Here is an 11,658-nt window from a genome sequence, read left to right as displayed (position 1 = left end):
TACGTGACGTCGTTCAACGTCCGCAACGGCCTGCTGCCCGCGCCCTCCTGGCTGCGTACGTTCTTCGGCGAGTTCACCTGGGTGCTTCCGGTGCTCCACGTCGGCATCATCGGCATGCTGATCCTCACGCGCTGGTGGGAGTTCTGGACCAGCTGACGCGGCGGCTCCGACAGGCATCTCTCGTAAGGCAGCTCTCGTAAGACAGCTCGCGCAAGGAGACATCACCCATGGTCAAGGGAGCAGCGGCCGAAGGGCCGAGCGCTGGACGGTTCACGCGCCGGGCCACGATGCGCAACCTCATCGGAGCAGGCCTCGCGGCCGTGGCGGCGCCGGCCGCGCTCCTCTGGTCGACACGGCACACGGACCGGAACCTGCCGTCCGACGACCTCGGCCAAGGCGCGTTCGACGAGATGTACGAGGGCCGCCACATCCGCGGTTCGAGGGCCGTCCCGGGTCATCACCACACGGGCGCCGACTGGGACATCACCGTCGACGGCCGCCCGCTCCACCTCATGCGGCGGGCCGACGGCGGCTATCTGAGCATGATCGACCACTACCAGTCGTATCCGACGCCCCTCATCGCCACCCGCAGGGCAGTGGACGAACTCGGCCGCGGCCAGCAGTTGCGCGGCGAAAGCGCCTGATCACCGCCCCGCACATCGGACCGGAGGAGCGAACCGACGTGGTCTACACCCGCAAGAACCAGGCCCGGCTCACCAGCACCGAGAAGCGGCGCTTCGTGAACGCGCTGCTCGAGCTCAAACGCAAGGGCGAGTACGACGCGTTCGTCCGGACCCACATCGAGCACTACGTGTCCGACGGGGACAGCGGACTGCGGGTGGCCCACATGACTCCCTCGTTCCTGCCCTGGCACCGCAGGTTCCTCCTGGAGTTCGAGCGGGCCCTGCAGCGGGTGGACTCCTCGGTCTCCGTCCCGTACTGGGACTGGACGGTGGACAGGTCACCCCGCGCCTCGCTCTGGGGCAGCGGGCTCATGGGCGGCAACGGGCGGCGCGCCGACCGGCAGGTCATGACCGGCCCGTTCGCCCGCGCGAACGGCACCTGGGTCATCAAGGAGGGGGAGACGGACGGCGACTTCCTCATGCGCGACTTCGGCCGCCCGCAGGACCCGATCGCGCTGCCCACCGCGGACCAACTGGCCTGGGCCATGCGCGACCCCGTGTACGACACACCGCCCTGGGACTCCACATCGTCCGAGGGCTACCGCAACAAGCTCGAGGGGTGGACGTCCGGCGTCGGCAACGACAAGTGGCGCAACCACAACCGCGTCCACCGCTGGGTCGGCGGGCACATGCTCGGCGGCGCGTCGGTCAACGACCCCGTCTTCTGGCTGAACCACGCCTTCGTGGACCTGCTGTGGGACCGCTGGATGGCGCGGCACCCCGACTCCGCCCCCTACCTGCCCGAGAAACCGCCGGGGCCGGGCCGCGGCCCGCTGCACGGCAGTATCGCCGCCCGCCACGAGGCGATGCCGCCCTGGGGCGCGAAGCCGGACGACCTACTCAGCCATCGCGGCATCTACCGTTACGCATGACAGCCGCCGCTGTACGCGTGACAAAGCCCCCGGCGGTCCAGGACCGCCGGGGGCTTTCGCACAGGGGCGATCAGCCGCCGTAGCCGCCGGGGCCACCGGGGTTGCCGTGGCCGCCGTGGCCGCCGTCGGCGTTGGCGCACTGGTTGCCGAACGCCGGGTTCAGCAGCCCGATGACGTCCACAGTGTTGCCACACACGTTGACCGGGACGTGGACCGGAACCTGGACGAGGTTGCCGGAAAGGACGCCGGGCGAGCCGACGGCCGCACCCTCGGCGCCCGCGTCCGCCATGGCCATACCGGTGCCACTGAGCACCACGGCGCCCGTGCCGAGGGCAACAGCGGCTGCCTTCGCGATGCGAGACATCACGTTCTCCTTTGAATTGACGAGTACCGCCGCATGCACGCGGCCGTACTGTCCCTTCAACGGCGCCGTGGTCACCAGGTAACGGCACCGATCGGTACATCATTGGTGAAATCGGCCGGGAGCCCGTGTCCAGCGCTCCGCGCGAGCCGTTGCGCATCACATGATCTCAACACGACGCATGGCCGCCGCCCTCGCTCTCGCCGCCGGTGCCGCCGCCCTGGCCGCCCCCGCCGCGAACGCCGCCGAAATCTCCCCCACCGGCACGATCGACTCGCTCGGCGCGAGCGCGATCCCCGAGGAGTACCGCGCCGAGGTGCCGTCGGTCACCAGCCATCTGAACGGGGTCAACGGCCTCTACGAGCTGCAGCAGCTGCACCAGCTGACCGACCTGGCGGCGCCGGTCGTGGGCGTACTGCCCGCGATCGAGGGGTAATCCGCGAGGAAGACGCACGAGAAGCGGAGAGGCGGGGCCGGGCCCATGGGGGCTCTGCCCCGCCTCTTGCGTTGCGCAGGGGTGCGGGCGCGGATCGATTCCGGGGCCCGCGGATTTAATTCCGGTGACTGTCGAGGGCAAGGCTCCCTAAACTCACGGCATTCAGCATTCAGCATCCAGTGAGCAGTCAGCCAAGTGAGGGGGCCGGGCCATGCGTTACCGCACTGTCGTTCGTGCTTCCCGGTCGCGGTTCGACGTGATCCTGGTGTCTTCGCGGATGCGGTGACGGCTGCGCGGCCGTCACTGAGGTCCGTGGCGAACTCCTGACCCACCGACCGGCCGTGTCATGCCCCGGCCAGGTCACGCTCCGGCCAGGACATGCTCTGACGAGGTCATACCCCCAGAGTTCTCACGCCCGGAAATAGCGCCGCCCTGTTCTGCATCAGAGCGAAAGGCCTCGGCCATGCGCACCAACACCCAACACCTGTCCGTCGGTTCCACCCGTTCCACCCTTTCCCCCCGCACATCCGCCGACGTCCGGAATCTCGGCATCCTCGCCCACGTCGACGCCGGCAAGACCACCGTCACCGAACGGATCCTGTTCCTGACCGGTGCCACCCACAAGAGAGGTGAGGTCCATGACGGCACGACCGTCACCGACTTCGACACGCAGGAACGCGACCGCGGGATCACCATCTTCGCCGCGGCGGTCAGCTGCGCCTGGGACGGCCACCGGATCAACCTGATCGACACCCCGGGCCACGTCGACTTCGCCGACGAGGTGGAGCGCTCGCTGCGGGTCCTGGACGGGGCTGTCGCGGTGTTCGACGCCGTGGCGGGGGTCGAGCCGCAGAGCGAGTCGGTGTGGCGGCAGGCCGACCGGTACGACGTGCCGCGGATCGCGTTCGTCAACAAGCTGGACCGGGCGGGCGCCGACCTCGACGCGGCGGTGGCATCGATGAGGGAGCGGCTGCACACGGCCCCGCTGGTGGTGCAGCTGCCGATCGGCCGGGAGGACGAGTTCACCGGTGTGGTGGACCTGCTGCGGATGCGCGCCCTGGTCTGGCGCCCGGACCATCCCACGTACGAAGTGGAGCCGGTCCCCGAGGCCCTGCGCGAGCAGGCGCACCGGCGCAGGCACGAGCTGGAGGAGAGGGTGGCGGAGCTGCACGCGGCGGCGATGGAGGAGTACTGCGCGACGTCGACGCTCCGCACCCCGACCCTGACCGCCGCACTGCGCGATCTGACCCTCAGCGGTGAGGGCGTGGTGGTGCTGTGCGGTTCCGCCTACCGCAACCGCGGCATCGAACCGCTGCTGGAGGCGGTGGTGTCCTACCTGCCGTCGCCGGTGGACGTTCCGGCGGTACGCGGAACCCATGGCGACACCGTGCAGGAACGCGCCGCCGACCCCGAGGCGCCGTTCGCGGGCCTGGCCTTCAAGGTGAACGCGACGGCGACGGGGCGGCTGACGTACGTACGCGTGTACTCGGGAACGATCACGAAGGGAGAGACGGTGATGGACGCGGGCACGGGCCGCACCGAACGGATCGGCCGCATCCTGCGCGTGCAGGCCGACCGCCACGCGGAACTCGACCGGGCGACGGCAGGGGACATCGTGGCCGTGGTGGGCCTGAAGACGTCCCGCGCCGGCACCACGCTGTGCTCGCCCGGCGCGCCCCTGACCCTCGAACCGCCCGCAGTGGCGGCATCGGTGGTCTCGGTGGCGGTGGAGTCCCACAGGAGCACGGACACCGGCCGCCTGTCCTCGGCCCTGGCACGCCTGGTCGAGGAGGACCCCTCGCTGGCGGTACGGGTCGACCGTGAGACCGGCCAGACGGTCCTGTCCGGCATGGGCGAGCTGCATCTGGAGGTGGCGGTGGAGAAGATCCGCCGCGCCCACGGCATCGAGGTGGGCGTGGGCCGCCCGCAGGTGGCGTACCGCGAGACGGTCGTGCGCGGGGTGTCGGGTCTGGTGTACCGGCACGTCAAACAGGACGGTGGCGCGGGCCAGTTCGCACACGTGGTGCTCGACGTCGAGCGCCTGGAGGCGCAGCCGGAAGCGGCCCACACCTTCGTCTTCGCCTCCACGGTCACGGGTGGCCGGGTGCCGCAGGAGTACGTGCGTGCGGTGGAGGCTGGCTGCCGGGACGCTCTCGCCGACGGCCCCCTGGGCGGTCATCCGGTGACGGGCCTGCGGGTCACGCTGACCGACGGAGCGACCCACTCCAAGGACTCCTCGGAGATGGCGTTCCGGACGGCGGGCAGATTCGCACTCCGCGAGGCGCTGCGCGCCGCGGTGCTCGAACTCCTGGAACCGGTGGTGGAGTTGACGGCCACGGTCCCGGACGACGGGGTGGGCGGCGTACTGGGCGACCTGGCGGCCCGCCGCGGCCGGGTCACGGCCTCGACGACCCGCTCCGGCACCGCCACGATCACGGCAACGGTCCCCCTGGCCGAACTGTTCGGCTACGCGTCCCGCCTGCGCAGCCGCACGCAGGGGCGCGGCACGTTCACGACGCGGCCGATGGGTTATGCGGGGGTTCCGGCGGCGATTTCGGCGGGGGTGCTGGGTCGGTAAGTACACCGCCCCGTCGGCCTGCAGAGCAACACAACAAACCGCGCACGCGGACCCCCAGTTCAGTTTCCGCCCCGCCGGATCTCATCCGGCGGGGCGGAGGTGCGGGGTCTTTGCGCTGGTGAGTAAGGGGCTGGGCCGTCACACCGGCGAGAGCCACTGAAGTCATGAGGCAGATCACGCCACATCAGTCCGAATTCCGTTGCGTCTGCAATGCACCACGGGAGAGTATGTTCGATACGCTTACGTGGCGTGAGTGGCACATGCGCTTGCTGTGATCGACGACCGGACGCAGAGCGCAACATAGTTGACGAGTTAACGGGGGTGGACTCATGAAGTTCGACATGGGAGACACGACCCTCGCGGTGCTGGGGAAGAACACCGTGGGGTCCAGCGACGACCTCGGGACGCTGATCAGCTTGCTGGTCCAGGCGGCCGAACCGCTGGAGGGCAAGTTCAACGGGGCAGGCAAGGCGACCTTCGACTCGTTCAAATTGCGCGCGGATGAAATCACTTCGGATCTGAACGGGGCACTGTCCTCGATCCTGGGCGGGCAGGCCGGTATGGATACCGCGTTCGGCTCCGGCGACCAGGAGCAGTCGGACAACGCCCACCAGAATATGGGCGCGGCCAACTTCGACAGCGCCCGCTTCTCCGGCTGATCCTGCCGAGTCGGCCTGCTCGCGCACCCAATACTTCGCACACAGGGGGAACTCCGCCATGGCTGGAAACCAGGACCGCCGCTCCTACGACACCGGCGCTTCGTCCGACGTGCAGGGCGGCCTGCAGATCATCATCGGTCAGCTGGAGCGGGTGCTCGGCGACCGCGACCGCGCAGTGAAGGCCGCGATGGCCGACTACCAGGCCGACGGCGTGTCAGACGACTACCACGGTAAGGAAGTCCGCTGGAACAAGGCAGCCAACGAGGTACGGGAAATCATCCGCCTCGTGCGTACGACGCTGGAGCAGAACGACGGCACCGCGCAGTCGACGCTCGCGCGAGCGCGCGCAGCGGTCGACAACATCGGCTGAACGGAGCGCCGTTGCGGGTGTGCCGGCGCGGATACGGGTCACGGGGCTGAAGTAGGGGGTTGGCATGCCGAAATGGGACATTGAGCCGGGCGGGGTGAATCTCGTCCTGTCGCACGTGAACGATGTACTGGGCACTTTGGACCGGCACGTCGGCGAGTACGGCGAGGACTTGGGGGGCGCTGCGAAGTGGTCCGGTGCCCTGGTGTCGGGGGGAGCCGACGGCGGAGGCCAGAGTCCGGTCGGAGGTCTGGTCGCCGCCGCGCTCGTCGAGTTCGCCGAAGGCACCGCCGAGGATCTGGAGTTCATCGGCGTGCGGGCCGGGCAGTCGGTCAACGGCGCGATGCTGGCCACCGCTGCCTACGAAGCGGGTGACCTGGAGATCGCGGCCGAGCTGCAGCGCTCCGCGGCCAGTGTGGTCGACCCGATCCTGGAGCGGCCCACACCCCTCACGCGGGGTTCGCTGTGATCACTGCGAAGGATGTCCCCCACTTCAGCGGTGACCTCGAGCAGTTGGAGCAGCACGCTTCCGGGCTGCGGGCCCATGCCGGCGCCCTGCGCCAGGCGGGCGGTGCGGTGCACAGCAAGTTCCAGGGCCTTGGGGCCTTCTACCGGGCACCCGAGGCGGAGGAGCTCTTCGCCTCCACGGCGCCGGTGCGGGATCGAGCGGACCTGTTCGCCTCGAAGATCGAAACGGTCGCCCGAGCGCTGGATGATTACGCTGGCGCGGTACGGCCCATTATCGCCCGCCTGGACCATCTCCGGACTCAGGTGGCCGACTTCAGGGCGAGCCTGAAGACCGACAGCGGCGAGATCGACGACGAGTGGACCCAGGACCAGGGCAAGATCGACCAGCACGCGGCTCTGTGGGGCGAGGTCGCCCAGGCTCAGGCCGACTTCACCAAAGCCGAGACCGCCGCCAACAACAAGATCACGGCTCTGGTCGACGGCACCCAGTACGTGCCGCAGGGCTACAAGGGCACCTTGGTCCCACGCGGTATGCAGGTCTACGGCTACACCGCCGAAGCGCTCAAGCACGCCGACAAGCTGCCCTGGGGCACCCCTGAGGCCCTCACCTACGACAAGTTCGACCTCTCCCACCATGTGAGGGAGGCCAGCGGCAGCATCAAGGACAACGTCGTCGGCACCGTCACCGGGCTCGTGGACCTCGTCAGCCCCGGAGCTGACGGCGATGCGGCCCGCAAGGGTCTTGGCATGACGGTCCTCGGCCTGGAGTCCTACCTCTTCGACCCGCTCAACAAGCAAGACTCGCCCTGGAAGAAGCAAGTCGCCGAGGGCCGCCCGTACACCAAGACGTTCGCCAAGGCCCTGGTCGGCTGGGATGACTGGGAAGATCACCCAGGCAAGGCCACAGGCACTGTCTTCTTCAACGGCCTGACCCTCGCCTCAGGACCGCTGGCCGCCGTCTCGAAACTGGCCAAGGGCGGCGCTGTCGCCAAAACCGCTGGCACCCTGGCCAAGGTCGGCGAGGCCATCGACCCCCTCAGCGCGGCAGCCAGGACCATCGGCGCCACCACTCGAGCCGCACCCAAGATCGCAGACGTCACCGCCCGAGTCCGCGCCGGGTTCGGCAACGCGCCTGGTGCCGGCTCCGCCAGCACCATGTGGAGGTTCGCCCCACACTCTCAAGTCCACGTTGGGAACGGCGAACTCACCATCCTAAAGAACGGCGTTCCGGACACCACGCCGCCCCGTGTCGAACTCTCCGCCGATGAGCGCACCCCCTCCATCGCCGCGCCCCGGGACCACCAGAACGTCATTCAGAGACCCGATGAGATGCCAAAGGGAGGCGCGGCCGCCGAACGAGCAAACGCGGGGGCGGAGGCGCTGCCGCGAGGAGGGCCAGTCCTGGTGGGCGCGCATGCTGGTGATGATGCGGCAGCAGCCCTCGGCCGGGGCGGGGACGTTCCGCCGCGTAGCTCGCCTCTTCAAGGGCCAGGAGCTGCTTCCCGTACCGGAGACGGTGTGGGCGGAGCTGCCGGGCGGGCCGGGGACGATATCGGTGGAGTGGGCCGCGATGTCTCAGGGGGCACCGCATCACACCTCCCCCCTGGCGCATCAGGCGGTTTCACCAACGGCCCCTCAGCCAGCCATGAGCTCCCCGGCTCCGGTGGTCGCACCACAGGCCCAGGTGGTGGCGATCACACGCCGGGCGGCACCGTCAACCACGACGGCGTCTCCGTCGGCGGGCACACCACCACCGGGCACGGCGCAGGTTCTGCCGGTAGTCATGGTGATGGTGTGGTCGGAGGCGATGGGTTCGGCGCGAGAGGGCAGGCGGACACCCTCGATGGTCTGTCGGAGATCGATCCGAGCAGGTACAGCAGACCGCATGACGAGATGCCTCATGAGCCCACCGGACCGCTGAAGCCGGAGCAGGAGGCTCGTCTCCTTGCTGAGCTCAGTCACGCGAAAATAAAACTGCGCGATCAGGAAGCCGTTCTCCACAGCCTCCGCAAGGATCCCTACGGTGCCAGTGTTGCGGAAATCATTAGCCGTGGGCACCTTCGGGGTACAGAGAATTACAGCAAGATTCTCGATATGTGCAAGCAAGGGCCCAGTCGCAGCAGCCCCGACAGCATGGTTCCTGCTGCCCACATGGCACTGGTTCATGCCACCGAACTGCAAGGTCGGGGGTTCACACGCCTCGGGTTCGAGTTCGGGGAGCCCACTGATCTATGGGACCTCGACGTGTACACGAGAAATGCTGATGGCGAGATCGACTACGCTTACCAGCTGAAGAACGTAGCCAGCAAGAAGAAGCTGATCAAGAATGCCGAGAGTGCGATCGAGCAGCTGCGGTACGAGTACATGAATCATGGTGTGGCTATCCTGGACGTGCACCATCCTATGTCGATCCTGCGCCCAGGAGCATTCAAAGCCATCGAGGAAGCAGCGATGGATGGTGGCGCGACCGTACTGCTGCGCTTCGAGGACGGCGCGATCAAGATTCCGGCCGACGGCCCCATTTACCCCTGAGAGAACTTCATGTCGACACTCATGCGAGCAAAAAAGGAATGCGGATCCTGGTTTTGGGACCTGGACGGGACCGTACCATCCGGTCTTAACTCTGCATTGAGCGTCGCAGCAAGAATGATCGAGGTGCTCGATCAGTTCGAGCTGCTTTCGCCGAGCAGTCTGGAATACATGTGGCTCGCCCCGGGGAAAGGGTTCACAGGGGTTATGAGCACGGTCTTCATTCGAAACCTGACAGACCCAGAAATCCCTCACAAAATCTCTGGAAGCCGTCCTGTAGCTTTCCCTGATGCGAAGATCCGAGACTTCAAGGTCATTGGTAGTGGAGTCTGGTACGACACTGAGGGGCGCCCCCGAAAAGAGCCCCGTATTGTGGATTTGTCTGTCACAACTTCCTCATACGGTCCGACCGCAACCCTTTCAGTTCACCACGACATTTGGAGCTGGTTCGGCTTCTCTGGCCGTCCACATCCGGAGGTGCAGAGCAGGAATGCCCCTCGGCTTGCCGACGCGCTGCGCGAACTCAACTCTGCACTCGGCGTGGAAGCCGAGACAGGTGAGCCGACGTACTTCGGGCATGCCGTCGGCTTCGGCATCAGTAGGCCGGACGCCGATGAGAGTGGGCTGGGGCCGGACCTGACGGACAAGCTTTAACAGCCATGAGCTGGATACTTCCCCCGAGGCCTCGTGCGGGGACAGGCGGCCCACACAGCCGTGCAACGCGTGTGCCGCGCTCCTCAAGGCGCTCGGGGTTCGTGTCATCGGTTGAGCCTGCCGTTCCAAAGTGGCGAAGAGAGAGACCGGGGCGTAGGAACAACTCGCATTTCAGCGCAGTAGTTAATGCGCATCCTCAGCACCAGGCGCTCCCTCCCCCTGGCGCGCGGACCACTTCGCGACCTTCTGGGCAGCTGATGCAGTCGAGGCAACGCCCAGCAGGCCGCGCCTCAAGACATTTAGAAGGAACCATGTCATCTCCCTGTCCGCTTACAGAGGCCTGTGAGCCCATCTGATGGCAGCTCAGGATTACGACAGCCAGCTCTTGGAGTCGGTGTCGGTTAGGCGCCGACGGCTGCGCGATGCCCTCCTGTTCGGAGCACAGCGGCAGCGGAGGACCGTTGATGAGCGGTTGGGGAAAGTGGTCGCCGGATTGGTGGTCGCGGCGATCTTGTGTGCCGGATGCGTGGGATGGTCGTTCGTCTCACACCGAATCATTGGGAAAAGTCCCTACGAGTCGTCGGTGCCCGATTCTCCCAATTCCCCGGCTTCTTCCTCATCACCTTCCCATCCGTAACCCCTTCCTCTCGATGATAGGTTCGAACGCGTGATATCTGCGGGGCCGTTGAGCCGCACGAGCGGGACAAGTCGCACGGCCTTGAGCCGGGTCACTCTGGTGGGAGAGCAGCGGCGGGTGGACCTCGTTCTTCCTTCGCAGGAGCCGGTCGGGCTGCTGATTCCCGAGGTGCTGCGGCTGCTCGATGACAGAGCTGCCGCCCGGCCCATGCTGCGGCACCTCGTCACCGCGGACGGTTCGGCGCTGGCGCACGACAGCACCCTGGAGTCTGCCGGGATACCGGACGGTGCCGTGCTGCGGCTCGTGCGCGTCGAGGATGCGCCGTCCGCGCCCGTCGTTCATGACGTCACCGATGAAGCTGCCGATGATCTGGATGTGCGGGCCTGGCGGTGGCGGCCCGCTGCTCGGCGGGTGGTGGCGGGGCTGGCCACTGTGTTCTGGGTGGTGGTGGCCGGGGTGTTGGCCGCCGGTGAGTTCGAGTTGGCCGCTGCGGGGCAGGCTTTGGTGGCTGTCGCCGTTGTGCTGAGCTGTTCCGGGGCTCTGTTGGGGTGGCGGAAGCAGGCCGGACTTGCCGCCACGTTGATCGTGTCTGCGGGAGCTTTGGGCTCGCTCGGTGTGCGGACGTTGGGTGATGCGTATGCCTGGGGGAACCCGGTGCTTCTGGCGGGCCTCGCCCTCGACGCCGTACTTGTGTTGTTGCTTCTGGGGTTGTTTTCGCCGCTGGGCCGCGGGGCTTTGATCGGGGCCGCAGCCGCCCTGGGGTGTCTGGTCCTGTGGGAAGCGGCCTTCGCTCTGCAGGACGGTGCTCGGACCGAGGTCGAGCAGGCCCGGATGGGTGCGTTGCTCGCTGTCGTGTCCGTCGTGGTGCTTGGGGTGCTGCCTCGGCTTGCCTTGATGGCATCGGGGTTGTCGGGGCTCGATGACCGGCGTACGAGCGGGGCGTCGGTGAGCCGCTATCAGGTGGGTACGGCGCTCAGTGCCACGCATCGTGGACTGGCCCTGGCCACCATCGTGTTGGCCGTATCTGCCGCAGCGGCCGGAGTAATGGTGTTGCGTGCCCCCTCGGTGTGGACAGTCCCGGTGGCTGCGGTCACCGCCGTGGTCCTTGCGCTGCGGGCTCGTGCCTATCCACTCGTCGCGGAGGTGGTGGGGTTGTTCGCAGCCTCGGCCGTCGTCGTTGTGGGGTTGGTCATGGTGTGGACGGAGCGGTCGGTAGCCGGGGGGCCGATGGCTCTGCTGGTCGCGCTCGCCCTGATTCCTCTGGTGGTCCTTGCGGTGCAACCCCCCGAGCATGTGCGGGTGCGGCTCCGCCGCGTCGGCGACGTGTTGGAGTCAGTGGGCGTCATTTCCCTGTTGCCTCTGGTCATCGGGGTTTTCGGCGTGTACGGGCGACTGCTCGACACCTTCGCGTAGG

General features: G+C 67.5%; 12 protein-coding genes and 1 pseudogene. 12 read left to right on the top strand and 1 reads right to left on the bottom strand.

Annotated elements, in window-relative coordinates:
- The 3 genes and pseudogenes from ACZ6ZP_RS33950 to ACZ6ZP_RS33940 all read left to right on the top strand — a co-directional run.
- Window positions 1-156, top strand: a pseudogene (locus ACZ6ZP_RS33950) (vitamin K epoxide reductase family protein); the annotation flags it as partial.
- A 71-nt stretch (window positions 157-227) separates the two neighbouring features.
- Entirely contained in the window at window positions 228-644 is a 417-nt protein-coding gene (locus ACZ6ZP_RS33945; protein ID WP_383820578.1) for a tyrosinase family oxidase copper chaperone, read from the top strand.
- A gap of 38 nt (window positions 645-682) precedes the next feature.
- On the top strand, window positions 683-1,555 hold the full coding sequence (locus ACZ6ZP_RS33940; protein WP_361464501.1) for a tyrosinase family protein: 873 nt from the start codon (window positions 683-685) through the stop codon (window positions 1,553-1,555).
- A 70-nt stretch (window positions 1,556-1,625) separates the two neighbouring features.
- On the opposite strand, the gene ACZ6ZP_RS33935 is transcribed toward ACZ6ZP_RS33940, so the two are convergent.
- Window positions 1,626-1,919, bottom strand: a complete 294-nt coding sequence (locus ACZ6ZP_RS33935) for a chaplin (protein ID WP_351173186.1) — start codon at window positions 1,917-1,919, stop codon at window positions 1,626-1,628.
- A 178-nt stretch (window positions 1,920-2,097) separates the two neighbouring features.
- On the opposite strand from ACZ6ZP_RS33935, the gene ACZ6ZP_RS33930 reads away from it, so the two are divergent.
- The 9 genes from ACZ6ZP_RS33930 to eccD all read left to right on the top strand — a co-directional run bounded on the left by ACZ6ZP_RS33930 (window position 2,098) and on the right by eccD (window position 11,657).
- The gene (locus ACZ6ZP_RS33930; protein WP_351173183.1) at window positions 2,098-2,352 is read left to right on the top strand and encodes a hypothetical protein; all 255 of its coding nucleotides are present in this window, start codon (window positions 2,098-2,100) and stop codon (window positions 2,350-2,352) included.
- 463 nt (window positions 2,353-2,815) lie between these two features.
- Window positions 2,816-4,930 (top strand): elongation factor G, encoded by a 2,115-nt coding sequence (gene fusA / locus ACZ6ZP_RS33925; protein WP_469409606.1) that lies wholly within the window; start codon window positions 2,816-2,818, stop codon window positions 4,928-4,930.
- A gap of 329 nt (window positions 4,931-5,259) precedes the next feature.
- On the top strand, window positions 5,260-5,589 hold the full coding sequence (locus tag ACZ6ZP_RS33920) for a hypothetical protein (protein ID WP_399983804.1): 330 nt from the start codon (window positions 5,260-5,262) through the stop codon (window positions 5,587-5,589).
- Between the two features lie 58 nt (window positions 5,590-5,647).
- Window positions 5,648-5,959, top strand: coding sequence for a pore-forming ESAT-6 family protein (locus tag ACZ6ZP_RS33915; RefSeq protein ID WP_351161619.1), 312 nt, complete (start codon window positions 5,648-5,650; stop codon window positions 5,957-5,959).
- 64 nt (window positions 5,960-6,023) lie between these two features.
- Window positions 6,024-6,425 carry a DUF6507 family protein gene (locus tag ACZ6ZP_RS33910; RefSeq protein ID WP_469409602.1) on the top strand — a complete coding sequence of 134 codons (402 nt, stop codon included), beginning with the start codon at window positions 6,024-6,026 and terminating at the stop codon, window positions 6,423-6,425.
- The gene (locus tag ACZ6ZP_RS33905) at window positions 6,422-8,956 is read left to right on the top strand and encodes a hypothetical protein (protein ID WP_469409600.1); all 2,535 of its coding nucleotides are present in this window, start codon (window positions 6,422-6,424) and stop codon (window positions 8,954-8,956) included. Before ACZ6ZP_RS33910 ends, ACZ6ZP_RS33905 begins: the two co-directional genes overlap by 4 nt.
- Before the next feature lie 9 nt (window positions 8,957-8,965).
- Window positions 8,966-9,607: a hypothetical protein gene (locus ACZ6ZP_RS33900; protein ID WP_469409597.1), complete on the top strand. Its 642-nt coding sequence runs from the start codon at window positions 8,966-8,968 to the stop codon at window positions 9,605-9,607.
- 355 nt (window positions 9,608-9,962) lie between these two features.
- Entirely contained in the window at window positions 9,963-10,244 is a 282-nt protein-coding gene (locus ACZ6ZP_RS33895; RefSeq protein WP_399983791.1) for a hypothetical protein, read from the top strand.
- 48 nt (window positions 10,245-10,292) lie between these two features.
- Window positions 10,293-11,657: a type VII secretion integral membrane protein EccD gene (eccD, locus tag ACZ6ZP_RS33890; RefSeq protein WP_469409594.1), complete on the top strand. Its 1,365-nt coding sequence runs from the start codon at window positions 10,293-10,295 to the stop codon at window positions 11,655-11,657.
- The last annotated feature ends 1 nt before the right edge of the window (window position 11,658 follow it).

The sequence above is a fragment of the Streptomyces sp. NPDC054047 genome, from assembly GCF_055585065.1.
The sequence above is the reverse complement of the archived record's forward strand: the minus strand, read 5'-3'. Positions and strand labels throughout refer to the sequence as shown.

Coding starts and splice junctions, on each gene's coding strand:
- ACZ6ZP_RS33920 (WP_399983804.1), top strand. CDS start 5,260: ATGAAGTTCGACATGGGAGACACGACCCTCGCGGTGCTGGGGAAGAAC.
- ACZ6ZP_RS33915 (WP_351161619.1), top strand. CDS start 5,648: ATGGCTGGAAACCAGGACCGCCGCTCCTACGACACCGGCGCTTCGTCC.
- ACZ6ZP_RS33895 (WP_399983791.1), top strand. CDS start 9,963: ATGGCAGCTCAGGATTACGACAGCCAGCTCTTGGAGTCGGTGTCGGTT.
- ACZ6ZP_RS33935 (WP_351173186.1), bottom strand. CDS start 1,919: ATGTCTCGCATCGCGAAGGCAGCCGCTGTTGCCCTCGGCACGGGCGCC.
- ACZ6ZP_RS33930 (WP_351173183.1), top strand. CDS start 2,098: ATGGCCGCCGCCCTCGCTCTCGCCGCCGGTGCCGCCGCCCTGGCCGCC.
- ACZ6ZP_RS33910 (WP_469409602.1), top strand. CDS start 6,024: ATGCCGAAATGGGACATTGAGCCGGGCGGGGTGAATCTCGTCCTGTCG.
- ACZ6ZP_RS33945 (WP_383820578.1), top strand. CDS start 228: ATGGTCAAGGGAGCAGCGGCCGAAGGGCCGAGCGCTGGACGGTTCACG.
- ACZ6ZP_RS33900 (WP_469409597.1), top strand. CDS start 8,966: ATGTCGACACTCATGCGAGCAAAAAAGGAATGCGGATCCTGGTTTTGG.
- fusA (WP_469409606.1), top strand. CDS start 2,816: ATGCGCACCAACACCCAACACCTGTCCGTCGGTTCCACCCGTTCCACC.